Below are 19,515 nucleotides of genomic sequence, written 5' to 3' on the forward strand. Positions count from 1 at the left end.
CGTCATGCTTGCGCTCGGACGCGGGTGCGGGGCAAAACATCGTCAGCTCGCTAATTTCAGCGCTGCCAGAAGGTGCTGCATGGCATGCAGGCGCACCGTGGCGGCGGCGATCGCGCGCCAGTCCTGAATCGCATGTGCCGACTGACGCTCGCTGCGGGCGGTTTCTAGCATAAATCGGCAACGCCCGAGCAAATGGACCCGCAAATCTCGATGCCGGGGCGCCTTGAGCGGTGCAACGAATTCCTGAAGCTTGCGCGCGGGTTGCGCGCCGTCGTCACCTTCCGCGGTTGCTGTCAGAACCATCGCGACCGCGCGGTACGGTTCAACGGCGTAATCCAGCGCGAAGGGCGACGTGGGCCGGGCCCGCGCTCGGGGCGGCACGATGTAGAGCCGCATCGACGAGCCGGCGTGCTCCGCGGCGACGTCGGCAAGCACAATGCCGCTCGATGCCAACGTCTCGCCCAACAAGGGTTCAATCACCGGGTCGAGCAATGGCCCGGGCGTGGTGGCGTCGAGCGCCGGTGCCACGACGTCGAGGCAACACCTCAGCATGTGCATGTACGCCGTGGCGCGCCGTGCCGGTTGCGAGCCGAACAGATAGTTGCACGCGTGGGCATGTTGCGTCGGGATGCGCGCGTCTCTGTGCATGCTTGCGAGCGCGGCGCGCGCACAGGCGAGCCAGTAGCCCGAGTCGACACCGAATGCCTGGCGCAAACGCTCCTCGAAGATGGCAATCGAGGGAATGGTTACCGGATTCGCTTGAATATTCGCCCCCGCCACGCTCAGGAATTGAACGCGATAGTCCGGGCCCGCCATGCAATCGCACATGGCATCGGCCGCGCGAACCGGCGTAGCGAGTGTCATCGCTATGATGAAGTCGAAGAAGTCCTGGAGCGTGTTCCGCACTTCCTGATACGCGATCTCCAGATTCAACTGCTGGACGACGCTATTCAGGTTGTCCTGCAAGTCTTCGTGCACGGCAGCGGGATAGCCTGCTTCCAGAAGATGCCATTCCCACACTGCTTCGGCCTGTTGTGCGGACGCCGATATCCGTGAGAGCGTGTCGGCCACTAGCAGTTCGAGGTCGGAACGTTGCACCAAATACCTAAGCAAACTGACGTACTTGCGCGGCGAATAGACGGCCGGCCCGTTTCGAACCGCGGTCGTGTAAAGCTGCTCGAGCCACTCGACGCTCAAGGGGCGCAAATGCTTCACGTGCAATTCGAGCACATACCGCTGATAAGCGATCCAGAAGCGCTCGCTGGCCGCGTCGAGTAGGTAGCGGCGGGTGAGGGTCTCGAAATGCCGCACCAGTTGTTGCTGACCGCGGGTCAAGAGGAATTCGGAGCAGCGGGCTTTTTGCGCGGGGTCGCGAAAAAAATAGCCGGGAAGCGTGGCGGACTCCCGGTCGACCGACTCTTCAGGATCAATGCCGAACGCGAGTCCGCACTCCTCGATCAGCCGGTCACGCTCCCCGCGCCGCCACCGGGCGAGCGTTGTCGTTTCCGGTTCCTTCGATTCCTTTGGTTCCTTCTCCTTGTTCGTTTCAGACAGATCGGCGGGCGGCAGCATTGCGTCGACGACGTCGCGGAATTCCAGCGTCCCGAGTCCGGGAAACAGTATTGCGGTCAGGAGGATGACTGATTCCGCCGGGTCATCCATCCGCGCGGCGATTTCGCCATCGTCGTGATGGCCCGTCGCCTGATTCCTCGTGCGCGTATTCCACACGTGATAGTGCATCGCTTTGCTTGCGCCTCTTGGCGGCCGCGACGACGGGCTGACGTAGTAACCGACAATCAGAAAATAGCACTCGATGTCGCGCGCCACGTCCATCAGATGATCGACCAGGCTGTCCCCGATGCATTCGGTCGCGGGGTCCCGTCCTCTGTCGACGAGCAACACCGCGTTGCGGCACTGATCGTGCCACGTCTTCTGATTGTCGAAGTCTACGAGACGGACGGCGTTGTCGCCGCATAGTTCGAATAATTTCAGCTTCCCATGCAAGCCCGAGCGACGTTCCTGCATGTACTCGAAGATCGAAAGGCCCGCCGCGCGCGGCTCCGGATCGTCCGGCGCGGATCCACGGATAACAATAAAGCGGCTTTCTTCGAGGAGGGCAGAGTACTTTTCTACTTCGTCGACAACTGCCCGTTCGAATCGGGGCAGTTCCAGCAATTCGTGCAGCATATCCTTGAGCGTGGGCTCGCTCGAACCGTAGTGATTGTTCGTCGTGCTTCGGTCATAGACGTTTGTGTCGCCTTGAGTGAACGCCGAGCCTTTATATTCGGAATTTTCCAGATTGATCGTTGCATCCACACCAGCGCCTCTGCGGCCGGGATCAGACGGTTTCGCCGATGATGTGGACGAGGAGCTGGAAGGATTGTTCGCCGTCGCAGCGGGCCCTGATGCTTTTGGGGTCGGCTCTGCCATGTGGGTCGACTCGATTCCAGAAGTTCGCCTGTCCCTCTCTAGGTCCTGGTTGCATACGGCAGCTATCCGTTCGAGCCTTCGACACGAACATTCGTGCAGCCCTCTGTATAGACTGAACCAATGCTTTTCGAGTCCTTCAGATGAATTTCTACGCTCCGCTGATTGACATTAGCGGCCTTCGACGACTCTTCGAGTTTTCTGGCTGCTTGCGCGATCTCGTTATCTTTCTCGAGATTAAGTCTCTCAAGCGTCCTGAAAGCCTGCGAAGACGAAATTGTCGTCGGCGTCAGCGACTCGACTTCCTCGACCACCGACACCACTTCGCTTTTTGCACCAAAACGCTCTGCGATTTTTTCCTTAAGTGTGTCATAGGCCGATGCCACGGTTTTCTTGGCGGATTCTTTGATCGCCTCGTTGGCAAATGTCGCTAGAGCGGAGGAGATCGCTGCGGTCACAAGATCCATGGCCTTTTTCCTTAAACGAATCATCAGAAGATTCTCGAAATCGGCAGAGCCGCTCCCGGCCGTGAATCAAAGCATAGCCAACAATCTGCAAAAGTACAGACGACCGCCTCGCAGCCGTAAAGATGCATCACCTAATGCCGTCGCCGCGGATCAAAGATCTTGCGACGGTGCAGGCGAAGGCGATCAAGGGCCCGACCGCGTCACAGAGGGCGAGTGCGCTTAAAAGTCAGGCTGATGAGATCTAAGAGAATCAACGGTACTCGATTTGTAAGGCGGCGTCAAAGAACTGCACTTCCAAATGACGCCGGTTCAGCTTATCTAACGAAGGACGACACGTTTGCGCTTGAGTACGGCGCATCAGCGATAGTCGACCGTTCGCGTGTCGGGCGGTGCGCCCTGCTGCGGACTGTTCGCAGTTCATTCTTGAACCTTTGCATCCGCCATGACACTTCGCGTCGGAAGGAACTGCTATTGACTTTCGCTACGGCCAACGCAGATCCTCAGGCTTTGAGTTTCTCCGTGGTTCGTCGAAATGCCAGACCTGTTTGCATTCGCCGCCAGAAGAGACCCTCCAATCTGTTGACGCTTCAGACAGGACAAACAGGTCACCTTCCGCTTATGACGCGCGCGGCTACGTTAGACGCCTGCGCTTCCGGCAACGGAACTCGAGCCTCCTAGCTGGTCGCGAACGTGTCGCAGTTTCGCGAGCATTTCGTCGAAAGTTAATACTTCCACATCTTTGCAGGCGTTACGAAAAACATCAAAGCTTCGTTGTTGGTTTTCCTCGGTCGGAAGGCGCCCAGCTATGATAATGCACGAGATGGCGTCTGGACTAGCATTGCGCAAGTTGCTGGTGCTCTGGTGAGCTAGCCAGTTCGTCCGTATCGCACTCTGTTGATACAAGACCTGTATGACCGCGCCGCTCAATTCTTTCGATGGCGCAAAGACCGTCATGTTCCGGTAGGGCGTAGTCGATACCAACTGCGTCGCGGGTTTTTTGATCTCAACGATCGCCAACCCTCGTCCTGTGCGTCGAAATAGGAAATCTCCAATCTGTGCTCCGGAGCCTGTGAGCGAAGCTACTTGCGCATGAAACTGTGTGGCTACCAGTTGCACGGGGCGCGCGAACACCATCTCGAGGATGAACTGATGTGCCTCAAAGAAGGCCTGCCAGCGCGATTCGGGCAGATCTTCATTGAGTAGTCGGTCAAACTTCTCGATCATTTCTGAGAGGGTGACCTTTTCAATCTCTGCTCGAAGCTGCATGAGCACAGCCGGACTTTCGGCCGCGAGAGACGGCAGGCTGTCGCGTACGCGGGCGACAGCAGCCGCATCTGCTTGCCGTCGAAGCCTAGTTGCCTGGCGAGAGAACGCTCCGCTCGCGCTGCGTGGAGCAGAATCAGCCGGAAGATAGCCGATGCGGCCAAAGTGCGCCGGATCCAGCTTGACGAGGAGATGGTTGAAGACAAAGCTCGACTTCTCGCGGCTTATTCCCTCTCGTTTGCGTCGGTCTATTCTATTCATAGCTCTTCTGAGAGAATCCATATCATCTTCAGAAACGAATACTTCGCTCTCGGCAAGGCGTGAACTTCCGTCGCTCACGACAATCATCGCTTGGATATTTGGCAATCGTCCTATAGTGCGGACCACATGCTCGAGCTCCTTCGCGAAGCCGAGCCCTTCCTCCGGCCGCTTAAATATCCCCCACGGGAGTCGCGACGTAATTTCTTCGATCGCTTCGTCAGCAGTGGACGGAATTTCATGACCGTCGCCGTCTCGGTATTCTACGTAGCGCAAGGGATGATGCTTCGGCGTCAAGTAACGCTGTGCGTGCGGATTTGAAAAGGCGGGATACATGCGCACGTAGCCGGCCGTCAGCGTTGCAACTAGCGGCCACTTCTCTGTCGCCATTGAGGCCCACTTCGTAGGATCCACTTGAGAGTGAGTGAACGCCTCCATGAACAAAAGGCCTTCCGGTCCATCTTCAGCTAACGCTATAGAGTACTTGAATCTCGGCGCCAGAATTTGATGTGACTCAAGTAGATCTAGAAGGTCGAGTTGTGAGTCAGGTGGTAGCGTCATGAACAGTAAAAAAGCTTGAAAAGGTATCAATCTTCGAAGGCATCTCGAATGATCCGCGGTTCGCTCAGGCTATAACACTGACCGAATCCATAGCGAAGCGACAAGAGCGCTCCGATATGTCATTGGTTTTCGTGCCGCTGAACAAACGTGCACGGCATTCCTTCACGTGATCTGCAGCAGGCGGTGGTCGTCCAAGGCCGGTGTGCATGCTTTAATACAACCAGCGCCTGTGGAAGCAGTGTTCTGGTCCGGTTCGCTTCTTATGGAAGCTCCGTCAACATGGCCACGTCATCGTTGCTCGGGATTACTCTGCGCGTTACTTTAGTTTCAGCACATCGTCGAGCGCCGCGTCAGCATTTGCTTCGGGATCGTCGTGCCCGTAGATTTCGTCGATCGTCAGCCGCTCTTCTTCGTCGTCGATACCATCACCGGTTTCGTTTGCGTCGTCTTCGTTCAAGTCACTCTCTAAGGTCAATTGCGATCCGCAGGCGTTTCGTGCCGAAGCAATCATGGCCGTGGCAACAACGCGCGCAGAAGATTCCGCATCGCGACGTATGGCCTCAATTTCCATTTTTCCATGAGCGGCAGCCATGTTCAGCTTATGCCAAGCGCCGACCTCTGATGGGGTCGCCTTTACTCCATGCCTAGCGAGGCTTCCGACCGTCAGTTCGTTCGCTGTCTGCGTCGAATATGCCTCCCGAAGCTTTGCATATTCGGAAAATTGACGCACGACGTTGGAAGTGCCCTTCAAGTTGTCCTTTAACATAGCTACTCCGATTCGTGGGTAAGAGGGGAAGGTTTTTTGAAGGAGGCAACGATTACGACGACAGCAATGCGTACTGCGCAGGAAAGAAAACTCGCATCACACACTTGAGGAAGCGCTCTCGCTGAAGCCCGAAATAGTCTGCCAGCGAGAACGCCAAATCTAAAGGTAGCCTAAAGAGCCCGCTCTCCAGATCAGCCATCGCAGAAGCGTCCACCGGTGGCTCCGCATCGGCACCGTCCGCCGTGAGCTTCGCTCTAACAGCCTTTACGAACTGAGCGAATTCCGCAGGCGTCTTTACGTTCTCTACATCGATGCCGCGCACTGATGGCTTTGTCGGGACAAATCCGCGTCTGCCCGTGAGCCACCGGCGTGCCGACGCAGGGTCGAATTCAACTAGACTTCCGACCTTTTTGAACACGATGTCGCCCGCCGCCATCGCATTCCGAACCGTCCGAGCGTCAACTCCACCAAGGGCCACCAACGCCTCGACCGTGATGTGACCGAAAGGGCGCTGGAGCTCAACGCGGGCTTCCGAAAGAAAAACTAGTTCATTGAACAGCTTCGTTTTATCTGGATAGACTGCATTGAACAGTGCAGTAATCCTGCGGGCAAACTTATTGATTTCGTAGATGCTTACTCCCGTCTCATCGGGAATGCCCTTCACTCCGAAGTCATACACCGCCTTAATGCATTTCCACGCGTCCATCCTTGATAGTTGCTGCTGGACTTGCTGTTTCGTGTCCATATCGAGCCCCGCACCGAGGTGGGCCGGACGGAGATCTGGTAAGGGGAAGCCCAGGAGATGTTTGTCCAGTTGGGTCGCGCCGAAGATGCTATCTAACGTTTTCAGCAGATGCACAAGCAAGTCGCTAAACAGCCACTGCAATTGCTGCTCGTCAATTGACCGCGCATTCAGCTCCCATCGCCCAGTCGGAGATGCTTCAGTGTCAGCCGAAAGGTGACTCATGACGTTTTCCCAGTAAAGATCATGAAGCTATTATGCGCGTGACTTCACAGCTTGTCCAGCGATTTGTGAAGTTTTCTCGGAAGAAATCATTTTGCTCGGCTCGCACGATTCGGCACGGGGATGCAACGGTGTGTGCTGCATTGGCTGTCCTTTCGGGGTAGGGTCGTTTGGCTCCGGGGCGCGCGAGCCTTCTACCGAGATGATTCGATGGGCACTCGAGGCGGTCGCGCGAATTCGCCCCGACCCCCTATGGGGTCCCTTTAAGCGGATCTGGCCGCATACTTTCGGCACGTACAGACCAGTCGCAGGAATCGACGACCCTCGCTCCTTCGGCGTGTTTCGGGCGCGGCTGCAGTCCGACGCCGACTGCTTGGACTACCTTGGGTGGCTGCGCTGGCCGTCCGCTTTTGTCTGTCCGTAATGCGCCCACGCCTGCGGATGGCGGCTGAAAGACGGGCGATTCACGTGCGCGGACTGTGACGATGCAACATCCGTGATGGCGGGGACTATCTTCGACCGAACCCGTACGCCACTTACAGTATGGTTCGCCGGGAACTTCGCCAGCGGCAAGGACGGAATTTCGGCACTAAGTCCGAAGCGGACTTTGCAGAATGGCTCGTGCCAGGCGGCTTGGGCCATGCTGCATCGATTGCGATCCGCGTTGGTTCGTCCCGGTCGGGAACTGCTGCGGGGCAAGGTCGAGGTGGATGGAAACATACATCGGTGGTCCTGAGCGGAGGTTGACCGCAGGGCGCGCCCGAGGCAAGAAGGTACTGACGTGTGTCGCAGTCGAGATTTTCCAGCCCAAGAAGCGAGTGTCGATCGCAAGCGCGATATGGGCACCGGGCGGTGAAAAAGTGCTTGTGGTGCAGGCAGATGTTCGATTAGACAGCTTTTGCTTTAATTCCGTTCGATAGGCCAATTTATGCTTTACGCCGAAGTCTTAGAGGGCCACGAGAGCCCACTGAACGGACAGCTTATGCTTTAATTCGCGGAAGCCTTTTCCCTAACGGCACAGGTTAGTGGGATTTTGGTCCCTGACGGTTGCCTTCAGGGACACTCTGAGGGCAATTCGGGGACGCTGGTGGGTTGCGTGGCCCACTGGGCCTACCACGAGACCCGATGACCACAACGACGGTCTGCTGCTGCACGCGTCGTTCCTTCCTCATCGAGTCATTGCACGCTCTGAGCGGCAGGCGCATGGTTTGACACGTTTGCACACTCCAGCGCGCGTGTGGTGGGCACGCTTTCATCTAGTCCATGCCTGTCCATCTAATGAACGGAGATTCAGCATTGCTGCGTTGCGTTTCATGCTGTTGCCGCTCCTGCGTGCCTTTCGAATAGCCAACCGAGCACCACGGCACTTAAGCCTGCGATTAGCAAGAACAAGCCGAGGGAAAGACGGCCCCAAAAGTGCTCGAAGAATCGCGTGTAGAGATCGATGCTCAGAAAAACAATTCCGAAGCCGGTCAGCTTGCCCTCTTTCAGACGCGCGCCAGCGATGATCTGCGCAACGCATATCGCGGAGAAGAGTAAAACCCAGCGCAAGACATGGTCTTCGCCGTAGGAAGCGAGGCTCAAGAACCACAGCGAGCAGTCGAGATATAGCAAACCAAAGATGACGTAGAGTCTGCCAAAGCCGACAAGGTGCCTCAGCCGGCCTTCTTCTGCATGCTGATGCCACAGGCCGAAGTTGGCGCATAGTGCCGCGATCACCGCCATGGTCCGTGGGTCCTGAATGTTAGCTATGTAGTCGCCGTTCCCCGCATATTCATGCCAAGCACCAAGTCCGTGAAAGAGGCATAAGAGCGATAGTAAAAGTGGCCAGCGAAGGTGATACTGGTATGCCGTCGCCATGCTGAGGGCAGCGGTGACAGTCAGCAGAACCGAAAATCTCGTATCGTTGAAGCTGTCGCCAATGGGAAGCGTGAGCAGCGTCATGGCGCCATAGGCAGCGGCCAACCCGACCGTGACCAATGCACTGCCGGTGACCGGGTGACGCTTAAGCGGATCAGATGTCATCCGAATCCCGCGATACCAGAGCGCGACTGCGGCTGCGCCGAGAATACCTCCGCCGAGAGTCGCGGACTGGGAGCTAAGAACGATGATGGCAAGGACCGCGAAGCCGAGCAAGCACATCGCGCTCAGAGCGAGCCAGGAGATGAGCCCCGAATAGCTCGCGCTCTCTCGGTCATAGCGACGACCCAATTGCGCCGACACGGCGGCACTTATCAGGCCGCGATGATGCCATTCGGCGCTTTCTTGCGCCAGAAGTTGGGACTTGCTCTGTCTCATATTCTTCAAAAGTTTTTCTTGGTTGGTTCAAATGCGCACCAGTTCACCTTTGTTTACGCTCGCATCGTTGTTTCGTTTCGTGCCAGTTGTCTCAACGGGGTGAAGTGTCATTACACAGTGCGTTGCACGGTCCAAATTGACGAATTAGCGTCGTCGCATTCGACGCTACATCAGCGGACGAAATACCGTGGTCGCTAGATGACTATGCGCAGTGCAAGTGCGACGACGAACGACGACGACGCCACGCGGACAGTTCACCCGACTCTATGGTCGAGCCAACAAGACCAAACCATAGTCGCTCGGACGGTGGCCAAGCGATAACACTGGCACCGTTTTCGACCCGGCATTCGCCGGGCAATGCACAGACCGAAAATGCGCCCTTCCATCGATTGTCGCGTCGAACACGATCACAAGGAAACGGCAAGTGATGGCCACGTGAGACGCGCAATCGAGCGTCGCAAGACCAAACTTCCCGAGAAAGTGTCGCCGAGCCGAACGTGACGGGTCACATAATACGCATCTTGGACAACATAACGACCGCTACCGGAATGAGCGGAATAGAGAGAATCATCAACGCTCCATCTAGCGCTACGGTGACCGGAGTCAATAACAGTGCGACTTTCTTCATGTTCGAATGGCGCGTCTCATACACCGTCACTTGATACGACTGGTTCAATACCGTTGGACTCAGCTTCGATCGGTCGAAGTGCTTGGCACTGTACCGCGTTCCATTGAGCAAGATCCGCCGGGTCCAGTTTCTCTCGGAGAAGCCAAAATCAATCAATTGCGCCTTGGCCTCAGGCGTCAGCTTAGAAGCATCCGAGATCTTCAGGTCGAATGCACCTGACGCCTTTCCATCCGGTCCAACATCGAACGTGGTGACCTCTGCGTGTATCAGTGGATGGACCGCCGACGAGAGAACGTCGGCAAAATGCGTCGGCGCATCGAAGATGTAGTGATAGTCCGCGCCGAGAAACACGAGCTTGTTTCGATCAGCCGAAATGAGCACACTGTCAATCGTCTCAGTGTATTGAAACCTGTCGTCCGAGTTGGCCGTTTCGATCAGTTCAGACGTCACGCAACCACTTAATAGGAGCGGCGTCATCGCCGCTAAGGTCAGGAAGGATCTTCTTTTCATAGTTCTTTGTCGTACTCACTCACTGATTTCGCATCGGTCGAGACCACCGGGATGCGGGCGACCGCTGCATTCATGGAATCAACGCTTTGCAGTCCATCCATTGAATGCCGCTTGCATTCAACTGATCATGCAGCCAAGGTACGGCGACTTGCGCTTTGGGATGGATGTCGTGAAACAGAATGATGCCGCGCCTCCACAGCAACGTGAGCGTCAGAACGCGCTGCTTCACTTGATCGGCGTTGACCTTCTCGTTCCAGTCTTGCGAGTCGATATTCCAGAGCGTCACATAGAGGCCGTGCGAGTCGAAGAATGAGCCGCTATCGGCTCTGCGCTCCCCGTATGGCGGCCGAAAGAGGGGCACGAAGCTGGGCGGGACATTCGCGCGCACGAGCCCGATGCTGCGCGTCACCGAGTCTTCCCAATCCGCCCACGTCGCGTGCGAACGGTGCTGCCAACCGTGCGCGCCGACGCACATCCCTCGGTATGTGTCGGCAATGGCGGATGAGCCCGAATGCTGCAAGCGCGATTGCAATTGCGGACCAAGCGTGAAGAACGTGCCACTCAGATGTGACGCGCGTAGGGTTTGCACGAGCTGGTCTGTCGTGCTGCCGGGCGCGGAGGGCCCGTCATCGAAAGTAAGAAGGAAGGTGCGGTCGGGCAACGCACTTCCGTCGATCTCCCGCGAGGAGTAAGTATCGACTTCGCTGCTGACTCGCGGGAACAACGCAGCAAGCCGGAGCAGTTCATTCAGATACGTTCGATGAAACGCGCCGGCATGCACGAACCAGTTTCGATACTCACTGTCCAACCCGACAGAGAACGTCCTCGCAGCCTTGACGAAATCAGCCTGATTGTCGACCTTCATACAGAAGGCCGCGCCATTCGCGCAATGAGCAGATGCGGCGAGATACCCAGCCGTGAGTCGCTGCCAGTACTTGGCGCGAACGCGCTCGACCGAAGCATGGTCGAACGATTTGGTCCTCAGGCGCGCCTGCATATCGGCATCGCTCATCTGTTCCGAGTCGGCCAATGCATTGCCGAAAGCGAGTATCTCTGCGCGCGACGCCGTGTCGAAACTCTCGGGTGAATTTAGTGGCCGAGGCCATATTGCTCGATCACTGATTGCCACGGAAGACGGGCCGTTTGCATGCGCCAAGGCACTGGCCGTTGCAAGCAGCAACGCCAGAAGAGCTCTTTCAACCATATTGATTCGATGCACCCGGCAGGAAGCTGGGTGATTTTCAGAAGGTCTTATCGGTTGCCGACGCGCGCAATGGAAGCGTCGTAGGCCGCATTGGCCTTGCTGTTCTTGGCCGCGCGATATTGGGTCAAGGCATCCGCATATTGACCGGCATCTTCGAAAATCCGGCCAATGTTGTAATGCGAGCTTGCGCGTACGGTCGCGGCGGTGGGGCCGCTTGCCAGTGCGATAGCCTTGCGATTGGCCCACATCGCTTCTGCTGGACGTCCAGCTTTCTGGAACGCCAGACCCAGGTTGCTGTAGGCTTGACCAAATTCGGGCTGGAAGCCGATCGCCTCCGTGTACAGGGCGATAGCGGTATCGATGTCGCCGGATCGATAGGCCGCCTCGCCTCGCTTGTTCAAATCCGATGCGCGGACCGGATTTACATAACCCTCGTTCGCCGGCTGGACTGCCATCTGTTGATCGTTATAGATTTCAATGCTTCCGAGCACGTTGGAGGCATCGACGGTCACTCCACGCATGCTGTTGATGTCCTGGATCTCTCCATCGGCACTCAGGCGAAACACCGTCCAGAGATTGCCAGCTTCGCGCGGCACGGAGAACGTGCGCACGAGCGATTGGCCGACATACACGTACACTTTCGCCTGACTGTTCGAGAGAGTTGAGGAGTGCGGGAGCGATTGATCGCTGAAATCGTGCACCGCGAACACGTACGTTTCGCCCTGATGCCTGCGTTCGAGCGTGATGGTTTCCGGCCCGAAGCTGTCCGTGTGATCGATGTCGAGGTTGGCATCGGTTCCTTGCTGGCGCGCGTAATACACGTGATTTCGCGGGTATGACACGTGCAGGTCCAGGTCGCGCGGCGTCGCGCCCCACGTTAGTACGACCCGCATTCCATCAAGATTCTTCATGACGGGGCTCATCGCATAAGTGAGGCCGGCGCAAGGACACTTGACGACTAGATCGGAATAGCCGGTCTTCTTGATAATCAACATGGCACTGCCGCTGTCCGCGACATCGTCGGGAAGCGGAGCAGCGCCTTGTGCATCTGTTTCTGTCCGGATCGACTGTGCGCCGTCGTTCTGTACGAAGACGGCGGCGCCTGAGATCTTCTGATCTCTGACCGTTGCGCTCAAGACCTGAATGGGTGCCGGAGCGGCTTGGGCGATGGCGGCGCTGAGGAACGCCAAGAGGATGGGAAGTCTGCGAATCGAACGAATCATGCTGCGCTTGTTATTGGTTATATGGAGCGTCAGGCCTCGTTGCAGAGCGACTTTTGACTTCCCCTAACAACTTGCTAAATGCCAGGGCCTGATTAGCGGGACTTTACATGTGGACTACACCGATCGGTTTCAGTGTGCCAAAATGTTTCAAGTTGGCTATCGCCGCGCGCATTCGACTTACAGGTCCATTGAGTAATCGACACGAAAATGTCTTCGGCTGAAGTGCGCTAAATAGCTATGCATGGATGCGCCTTTTTTCCCGGTATAGGCGTACTTTGTCCGGGGCAAATCATCTTCGATATACCGTAGAAGAGTATGTTAGATCTTCATTGGGAGCCGCCAAGAACTGGCAGTTGAAGCGAAGAGAGCGGCGCGCGCGAGTGCTGGAAAACGCCCTGGTAACGAGTGGCGAGAGGAAGCTGGCTTCAGGGTCCGCAACGAACTGCTGGCGACCGTTGAAGCCAAAAGAAACTAAAGCCGGACATCAAGACAAAAACAGCAACACGACCACGGCCCCGTGCGCTCGACAGCCCAAATGCGACCCGCACGGTCCGAAGTCTATGCGGGCCCCCAACAATCCGCGCGATCGTTCGGATGAGCAGACAGAATGCCCTGATCAAACCATAATCGCGGCGTCGTGGCCCCTTCCGCTCATAGCTCATGAAGACACCAACGACGCCCCGCCACCCGACGCTATCTATTACCGAACAGAATCACCGCGGATGATTACGCACAAAGTCCCGAAAAGACGAATAAGCGGGCTTCTGCGTATGCCCGTCGCCCCGGATCATTCCGTACGCGCCTTCCGCATCGTCGTACAGTTCGTAGGCCTGAATCGACTGGATGTTGTACTTCGACGCGACATTCACATACTGGGACATCATGTCGCCGCCAGTGAGATACGTCGCGATCTGCAGGAGCGATCCCAGGCTCGGGCGCACGCCGAATTCGTTGATCCAGATCGGCTTGCCCATCTGATGCAGCACCGCCAGCACATCGTGGCAGCCCGTACCGCCGCAAGCGTTCGTGATGTCGCCTTCGTTCGAGTACCAGTGCCATGCCGTGATGTCCCAGCTCACGGTCGGATGGCCCCATGAGCCGTCAGGCTGCGAACCGTCGGCAAGCATCTGATAGAACGCATAGTGCAGCCACGTCCCGCCAAGAACGATCTTTCCGTCCGTATCCTCCGATCGGACGCCCGCGATCAGGCCGCGAATGATGCCTCGCGCAATCTGATACTGGTGGTTGTTGTAGTGTTGCCAGTAGACGCCGTCGACGTTTCCGTTGAGCGTCTTCGCCTCGAGTTCGTTGCCCACCTCGTAATACTTGTAGTGGTACGCACTCGCCGTTTGTTTGCCGAGCCTGTAGCCCGCGTTATACGCATCGTCCTCGTTGCTATAGCCAAGGCCCAGCAACATGACGGGATAGACGGTCACGCCGCCCTGCGCCATGGTCTGTGCAATGCCCGCGAGTTTATTCGCCGAGGCCTGGTTATAGACCTCGTTCCGGTAGATCGTCGCGCCAAGATCGTGGAGTTGAGCAAGCTGCGTCTGAGGGCTGGAGATGTCGTATGCGCCGCCGCTGTTGTTATGGCCGTTCATGCCATAGAAGATCGAGCCGTTCGTGCTCGCGCTTTTCACCGTCGCTGCGAGCGTGCTGCTCTTGGCGGTGGCTGCGTCGACGGCGCTTCTGCTATCACCGCCGCAGGCTGCAAGCAACAGGCTCGTCATGATCGCGCTGACTGCCGCGCCGCGCTTAAGCGACGTGAAAGGCCGGGTAACGAATGAGCAGGGTCGAGTCGAATTCTTCATGGTGTTTAGTCGTACTAAATGGCGTGCCGTGTCGTGTGCGATGACAGTGTGCCTTCATCGTCTTGGATGGCTCGGACGGAAAGGGAAGCAGGCCGCGCGGAAAGCATCGCGGCGCACGTCAACCCACGAAAGGATGAAACCGATGGTTGAAACGCATTGCCGGCCAATAGACCAATAGCAGGGCAATTGAGGGCGACCCGAGGATCGCCGATGCGTTCGTTCATGCGCGACTCATCGCGCATTTGATGCGGATACGCGGCGCAGCTTGCACGCAGCGCAGTCGATCCACGCTGTCTCCAATCCGCCGCATCAACGATGAGCAGTCAGATTTACCCGTTTTGTGCGAAGCGATGCAGCAGACAGGCAAGCGTTGCCGGGAACCGAGGCAGCGGCGAAAGATTACTTCGTTCTCGCTTCGATGTAAACCTTCAGCGCGAATTATTGCCTGTCCATCATGTGGGATTCGGCTCGAAAATACGGACTACGTAATAACATTCGATGCGTACACACAACGGCGCATGCATTGAGAAACAAGACGCTCACCGCGCTCTAACATACTTCGCATGACGAAGTATCTATAAAAATATGACGATTCGTGACCGCCAAGAAAAAAATGCTCATAGGAAGCGATCGGCGCCGACTGCTCGCGCCGAGCCCGATCATGTTAGCCTCTCGTTTTTGTCGCGGCGGCGGGGCATCGGCCGCTGTCCATATTCAATCGCACATCACGAACATGACGTACAGAAGTCCGCAAGTCGCCGAGTTGATGGCGCAAAGGGAGTCGCTGGAGAAAGAACTGGCCGAAGCGCGGCGCAAAGAAGAACGCCTCGCGCTGATCGAGATCGTCCAGAAGATGCGTCAATACGGCATCACGTTGAACGAACTGATGGGCCGTAAGCCCGGCACGCAGCACGCGGCGCCGGACGTGGCCATCAAGTATCGCGATCCAGAAAGCGGTGCGACGTGGAGCGGGCGCGGTCGCGCGCCGCAATGGATCGCGGGCAAGGATCGAGACGCGTTTTTGGTGGAAGGATCCGCGAGCCTGTCGTCGCGGCAGGCCTCGCAGGCGTCGCTTTTCGCAGACGAAGACTGAAGCGCGCAGTTGGCTGAAGGCTCTGCGTAAGCCGATTCTGCGCGCTCGCGCGTCGTATTACCGCGCCAACACGACTTGGGCGATCAGCCCCGTCGCTGCCGCGACGAGCACATAGTCCGCGCCGACGCCGACCCACTGGTATCCGCGCGGCGGCTGACGCAGGCCGTGGCCGCGCCAATCGTCGACCACATACTGGTGGTCGCGATATTCGCTCGAAAGGCGATCGCCCTTGTGCCAGTCCGGATGTCCGCGGTCGCGCTCGGCATGCTCCGGCGGGCGGGGCGCGTCGTGGCTGTCGCGTGCGTCGTGGCCGTGCATCATCGGCGCGCGGTCGGCGCCAGGGCCGTGATTCTCATCCGGGCCATGCCATTGCTGCGCGAAACTCGCGCCCGCAGAAAGTCCGAGACCAGCCGACAGCAGCGCAACAATGATTCGTTTTTTCATGAAACGTTTCTCCTCATAGAGTAATGATTGATCGCCTGCCAGAGCCTTTTGCTCTTTGCGCGAACAGGCGGTCACTCTACGTTGCGGGGCGGCGCGATGGCGTGAGATTGTGTAAGCAACGCTTACTTCGCATTACGCGCATTACGCGCATTACGCGCATTACGCGCATTACCCGCGTCCGGCGGCGAACTCGAACGAGTCTTGGCGTCGCGATGTCATATCTGCCCATACATGACGCTGAATGAGAACAATAAAAATGTTTTTCTATCGTCGAGCGGCTTTCTGGCTCACCATGAAACGATTTAATAAAGCATGGAGCGAGACATGGAAAGCAGAGCGGATTTGAAGCGCTATGAGTTATTGATAGGCGGCGAATTCGTCGCGCCGAGCGGCGGCGAATATTCGACCAATCTCGATCCCGCGACCGAAGAGCCCATCGCGTATGTCGCGCAGGGCACGTCGGCCGATGTAGACCGCGCCGTGCAGGCGGCGCGCGCCGCATTGAAACCCTGGAACGCCATTCGCGCCGCCGAGCGCGGCCGCATCCTGATGCGGCTTGCCGAACTGCTCCGCGAGAATCAGGAAGAACTCGCTGCGCTCGAAAGCCTCGATGCGGGCAAGCCCATTGCCGGGGTCCAGCGCCAGGACGTGCCCGCCGCCATCGATACGCTCGCGTACTACGCCGGCTGGTGCGACAAGATCAACGGTCAGGTCGTGCCGGCGCGGCCCGATGCGCTGACGTACACGGTGCGCGAGCCGGTGGGCGTGGTCGGCGCCATCGTTCCGTGGAATTTCCCGCTGATGATCGGCATGTGGAAGATCGCGCCGGCGCTCGCCTGCGGTTGCACGCTGATCGTGAAGCCCGCCGAAATCACGCCGCTCTCCGCGCTGATGGTCGGCCGCCTCGCGCTCGAAGCGGGCGTGCCGCCGGGCGTGCTGAACATCGTCACGGGCAAGGGCTCGGTGGTCGGGGATTCGATGGTCGCGCATCCGGGCATCGACAAGATCACCTTCACGGGTTCGCCTTCGGTCGGGCGAGGCATTCTGCAGGGCGCGGCGGGCAACTTTAAGCGCGTGACGCTGGAGTTGGGCGGCAAGTCGGCCAACATCATCTTCGCCGATGCGAACATCGACACCGCGGTGCGCGCCGCAGCATCGGGCATCTTCTTCAACGCGGGACAGGTGTGCTCGGCGGGCTCGCGCGTGCTGGTGCAGCGCGCCGCCTATGACGACGTGGTCGAGCGCCTTTCCCAGCGCGCGCAAACCATCAAACTCGGCGATCCATCGAAGCGCGAGACGAACATGGGACCGCTCATCTCGGCTAAGCAGATGAAGACCGTGCTCGATTACGTGGATATCGGCAAAGGCGAGGGCGCGTCGCTGGTGACGGGCGGGCGGCGCTCGGGCGAGCGCGGCTACTTCGTCGAGCCGACGGTGTTCGCGAACGTCGAGCACGAAATGCGCATCTCGCAGGAAGAGATCTTCGGTCCGGTGGCGAGCGTCATTCCTTTCGACGACGAAGCGGACGCGCTGCGCATCGCGAACGGCACCGCTTACAGTCTCGCGGCCGGCGTGTGGAGCGCGGACATCGGGCGGGTGCATCGCATGGCGGCAGAACTCAAGGCGGGCACTGTCTGGGTCAATACCTACGGCTACACGGACGTGCGGCTGCCGTGGGGCGGTTCGGGCGATTCGGGCTTCGGCCGCGAGCATGGCGACGTGGCCATCGAGAACTTCACGGAGCCGAAGGCGGTGTGGGTATCGCTGACGCCTTGAGCGACCGATGAGCGCCGCGCGCCGAACACGCGCGGCAGCGCTTGAACAATGCGAGAAGGGCGGCCGAAGCCGCCCTGAGTTCATCGCCGAAGAAAGACTTAAACGCGCGCCTGCGCGCCTTCCTGGTCGCGCGCCCGCCAAAGCCGAGCGCGCTGCGTGCTGTCTTCGTACTGAACGGTGTTCTGCCGGCACGCCTCGATCGTCATGTTCTTGCGCTCGACGATCGCCTGGCAGAGAAACTCCGCGCTATACGCCTTGAGCAAATGCGGACACTGCGTTCCGATGTACTGCGCGATCTTTCCGTAGTCGCTGTCCGCCGATGCCAGCGAGCGATACATGTCCGCGTCCCAGCGGAACATCAGGTCGAGTTCTTCGAAAGCGGTATTGAACGCGCAGACTTGCGCCTGAACTTCACGGTCGTCGCTGTGCATGGCTTGGCTCATGATCGTCTCCTCAGTGGCCGCAGGGCATACACGCAGGATAGAAAAAGCCATTCATACAGGACAGTCAAAGTTTCTTCGGCTAACCATTTAGCTTCAGTTATGAATCGGGTTTACCCGTCTTGGCGACGATATGCGTGATCGCTTCGATCTGCGCGGCGCCTTCTTCGATCAGAAACTGTTTGAACGCGAGCGCCACCGGCGGCAAGCGCTTGTTGTTGCGATGTACGACAAACCAGTTGAGCATCACGGGAAAGCCTTCGATATCCAGCACCGCCAGTTTGCCGACCTGCAATTCCATGCTGATGGTATGCGCGGATAAAAAACTCAGTCCCATTCCGGCGATCACGGCCTGCTTAATGGTCTCCGTGCTCGTGATCTCCATCGCGACATTCAAATTCGTGAGCCTGCCGGCGAAGCCTTCTTCCATTGAATTCCACGTATCGGAGCCACGCTCGCGCACGATGAAAGGTTCATCGGCAAGCGACTCCAGCGGGATATCGCTTTGTCCGACGAGCGGATGGTCCGGCGGCGCGACGATCACATAAGGATGCGGCGCAAACGACACATTGACCGTATCCATATCGCGCGGCGGACGCACCATGACGGCGAGATCCGTCAAATTGTCGGACAGTTGATGCAGCAGTTCCTCGCGGTTATGCACGGCGAGATTGAGGCGGACATCCGTATTACGTTTAGTGAATTCGGCCAGCAGACGAGGAAAGAAGTAATCGCCCGCGCTGATCACGGCGACGTTAAGCGTGCCTCCGGAAATACCCTTGAGACGCGCCATTGCGTCGTCGGCTTCGCGGAATTGCTCGAGGATCGCCCTGCTGTAATGGAGCATTTCGTTCCCGGCCGGAGTGAGATAGATTTTCTTGCCGAGCTGCTCGAAAAGAGGCAGGCCGGCGTGCTCTTCGAGTTGCTTGACCTGCGTGGAGACGGCCGGCTGCGTGAGATAGAGCTCTTCCGCCGCCCGCGAAAAACTCAGGCGTCGCGCGACCGTTTCGAAGATTTTGAGTTGGCGCAGAGTGGCATTTCGCAGCACGGCAGGCCCTCATCCATTCACGATAGCTAACTTATACAATAATTTTTTTTAACTTTCCTTAATCATTTTTGTCCCCCACGATGCTTTCACGTGCCCCGCAGTTGTAAGCCAGTTTTCAGCCGACGCAAGAGCGCGGAAGAGCACGCAGCATCGAGCCCGACAGGGCTGCATCGACCATCCGGACTTCTTGGGAATCGCTCGAGATGATTCTTCGATCGCCTGACGCGGATGTTGGCCCCCACGGCGAACCCATCGCCCTTCTGGACACGCGACGCCACGCCCGCGCCGCCTGGCCGGAGCACCTTCCCTGACCGACCGCAACGCCCGCCGGCCC

The 19,515-nt window shown here is 58.0% G+C and carries 15 protein-coding genes; 2 read left to right on the forward strand and 13 right to left on the reverse strand.

The annotated features are described in order from the left end of the window. Positions 1 to 42: 42 nt before the first annotated feature. The 10 genes from JYK05_RS14925 to JYK05_RS14970 form a co-directional block, all read right to left on the reverse strand. Positions 43 to 2,316, reverse strand: coding sequence for a hypothetical protein (locus tag JYK05_RS14925; RefSeq protein ID WP_175941027.1), 2,274 nt, complete (start codon positions 2,314 to 2,316; stop codon positions 43 to 45). Positions 2,317 to 2,492: 176 nt separating this feature from the next. Then, entirely contained in the window at positions 2,493 to 2,894 is a 402-nt protein-coding gene (locus tag JYK05_RS14930; RefSeq protein ID WP_175941028.1) for a hypothetical protein, read from the reverse strand. A 636-nt stretch (positions 2,895 to 3,530) separates the two neighbouring features. Further along, positions 3,531 to 4,805: a Shedu immune nuclease family protein gene (locus JYK05_RS14935; RefSeq protein WP_175941029.1), complete on the reverse strand. Its 1,275-nt coding sequence runs from the start codon at positions 4,803 to 4,805 to the stop codon at positions 3,531 to 3,533. A gap of 487 nt (positions 4,806 to 5,292) precedes the next feature. Continuing rightward, positions 5,293 to 5,742: a hypothetical protein gene (locus JYK05_RS14940; protein WP_206469212.1), complete on the reverse strand. Its 450-nt coding sequence runs from the start codon at positions 5,740 to 5,742 to the stop codon at positions 5,293 to 5,295. A gap of 52 nt (positions 5,743 to 5,794) precedes the next feature. Beyond that, positions 5,795 to 6,709 (reverse strand): hypothetical protein, encoded by a 915-nt coding sequence (locus tag JYK05_RS14945; protein ID WP_206469213.1) that lies wholly within the window; start codon positions 6,707 to 6,709, stop codon positions 5,795 to 5,797. A gap of 1,308 nt (positions 6,710 to 8,017) precedes the next feature. After that, positions 8,018 to 9,004, reverse strand: a complete 987-nt coding sequence (locus tag JYK05_RS14950; RefSeq protein ID WP_206469214.1) for a hypothetical protein — start codon at positions 9,002 to 9,004, stop codon at positions 8,018 to 8,020. A gap of 505 nt (positions 9,005 to 9,509) precedes the next feature. After that, positions 9,510 to 10,142: a hypothetical protein gene (locus JYK05_RS14955; protein WP_206469215.1), complete on the reverse strand. Its 633-nt coding sequence runs from the start codon at positions 10,140 to 10,142 to the stop codon at positions 9,510 to 9,512. Between the two features lie 70 nt (positions 10,143 to 10,212). Further along, positions 10,213 to 11,346 (reverse strand): polysaccharide deacetylase family protein, encoded by a 1,134-nt coding sequence (locus tag JYK05_RS14960; protein ID WP_206469216.1) that lies wholly within the window; start codon positions 11,344 to 11,346, stop codon positions 10,213 to 10,215. Between the two features lie 47 nt (positions 11,347 to 11,393). Further along, positions 11,394 to 12,569, reverse strand: coding sequence for a YfaP family protein (locus tag JYK05_RS14965; RefSeq protein WP_206469217.1), 1,176 nt, complete (start codon positions 12,567 to 12,569; stop codon positions 11,394 to 11,396). Between the two features lie 713 nt (positions 12,570 to 13,282). Further along, complete coding sequence (locus JYK05_RS14970; protein ID WP_206469218.1) at positions 13,283 to 14,299, reverse strand: lipopolysaccharide biosynthesis protein; 1,017 nt, start codon at positions 14,297 to 14,299, stop codon at positions 13,283 to 13,285. Positions 14,300 to 15,113: 814 nt separating this feature from the next. On the opposite strand from JYK05_RS14970, the gene JYK05_RS14975 reads away from it, so the two are divergent. Beyond that, complete coding sequence (locus JYK05_RS14975; protein ID WP_206469219.1) at positions 15,114 to 15,473, forward strand: H-NS family nucleoid-associated regulatory protein; 360 nt, start codon at positions 15,114 to 15,116, stop codon at positions 15,471 to 15,473. Between the two features lie 57 nt (positions 15,474 to 15,530). On the opposite strand, the gene JYK05_RS14980 is transcribed toward JYK05_RS14975, so the two are convergent. Continuing rightward, complete coding sequence (locus JYK05_RS14980; protein WP_371826446.1) at positions 15,531 to 15,992, reverse strand: RcnB family protein; 462 nt, start codon at positions 15,990 to 15,992, stop codon at positions 15,531 to 15,533. Positions 15,993 to 16,241: 249 nt separating this feature from the next. On the opposite strand from JYK05_RS14980, the gene JYK05_RS14985 reads away from it, so the two are divergent. After that, positions 16,242 to 17,693: an aldehyde dehydrogenase family protein gene (locus tag JYK05_RS14985; protein WP_206469220.1), complete on the forward strand. Its 1,452-nt coding sequence runs from the start codon at positions 16,242 to 16,244 to the stop codon at positions 17,691 to 17,693. A 98-nt stretch (positions 17,694 to 17,791) separates the two neighbouring features. Here the strand turns inward: JYK05_RS14985 and JYK05_RS14990 are convergent, their stop codons facing one another. Both JYK05_RS14990 and JYK05_RS14995 read right to left on the reverse strand, forming a co-directional pair. Then, positions 17,792 to 18,136, reverse strand: a complete 345-nt coding sequence (locus JYK05_RS14990; RefSeq protein WP_206469221.1) for a hypothetical protein — start codon at positions 18,134 to 18,136, stop codon at positions 17,792 to 17,794. A gap of 97 nt (positions 18,137 to 18,233) precedes the next feature. Next, positions 18,234 to 19,178 (reverse strand): LysR family transcriptional regulator, encoded by a 945-nt coding sequence (locus JYK05_RS14995; protein ID WP_206469568.1) that lies wholly within the window; start codon positions 19,176 to 19,178, stop codon positions 18,234 to 18,236. Positions 19,179 to 19,515 lie beyond the last annotated feature (337 nt).

It is taken from the genome of Caballeronia sp. M1242 (assembly GCF_017220215.1).
Lineage (GTDB): Bacteria > Pseudomonadota > Gammaproteobacteria > Burkholderiales > Burkholderiaceae > Caballeronia.

What these genes read in the sequence shown, in the direction of transcription:
- JYK05_RS14930 (WP_175941028.1), bottom strand. Translation starts at nt 2,894, where the DNA reads ATGGATCTTGTGACCGCAGCGATCTCCTCCGCTCTAGCGACATTTGCC.
- JYK05_RS14935 (WP_175941029.1), bottom strand. Translation starts at nt 4,805, where the DNA reads ATGGCGACAGAGAAGTGGCCGCTAGTTGCAACGCTGACGGCCGGCTAC.
- JYK05_RS14940 (WP_206469212.1), bottom strand. Translation starts at nt 5,742, where the DNA reads ATGTTAAAGGACAACTTGAAGGGCACTTCCAACGTCGTGCGTCAATTT.
- JYK05_RS14945 (WP_206469213.1), bottom strand. Translation starts at nt 6,709, where the DNA reads ATGAGTCACCTTTCGGCTGACACTGAAGCATCTCCGACTGGGCGATGG.
- JYK05_RS14950 (WP_206469214.1), bottom strand. Translation starts at nt 9,004, where the DNA reads ATGAGACAGAGCAAGTCCCAACTTCTGGCGCAAGAAAGCGCCGAATGG.
- JYK05_RS14955 (WP_206469215.1), bottom strand. Translation starts at nt 10,142, where the DNA reads ATGAAAAGAAGATCCTTCCTGACCTTAGCGGCGATGACGCCGCTCCTA.
- JYK05_RS14960 (WP_206469216.1), bottom strand. Translation starts at nt 11,346, where the DNA reads ATGGTTGAAAGAGCTCTTCTGGCGTTGCTGCTTGCAACGGCCAGTGCC.
- JYK05_RS14965 (WP_206469217.1), bottom strand. Translation starts at nt 12,569, where the DNA reads ATGATTCGTTCGATTCGCAGACTTCCCATCCTCTTGGCGTTCCTCAGC.
- JYK05_RS14970 (WP_206469218.1), bottom strand. Translation starts at nt 14,299, where the DNA reads ATGACGAGCCTGTTGCTTGCAGCCTGCGGCGGTGATAGCAGAAGCGCC.
- JYK05_RS14975 (WP_206469219.1), top strand. Translation starts at nt 15,114, where the DNA reads ATGACGTACAGAAGTCCGCAAGTCGCCGAGTTGATGGCGCAAAGGGAG.
- JYK05_RS14985 (WP_206469220.1), top strand. Translation starts at nt 16,242, where the DNA reads ATGGAAAGCAGAGCGGATTTGAAGCGCTATGAGTTATTGATAGGCGGC.
- JYK05_RS14990 (WP_206469221.1), bottom strand. Translation starts at nt 18,136, where the DNA reads ATGAGCCAAGCCATGCACAGCGACGACCGTGAAGTTCAGGCGCAAGTC.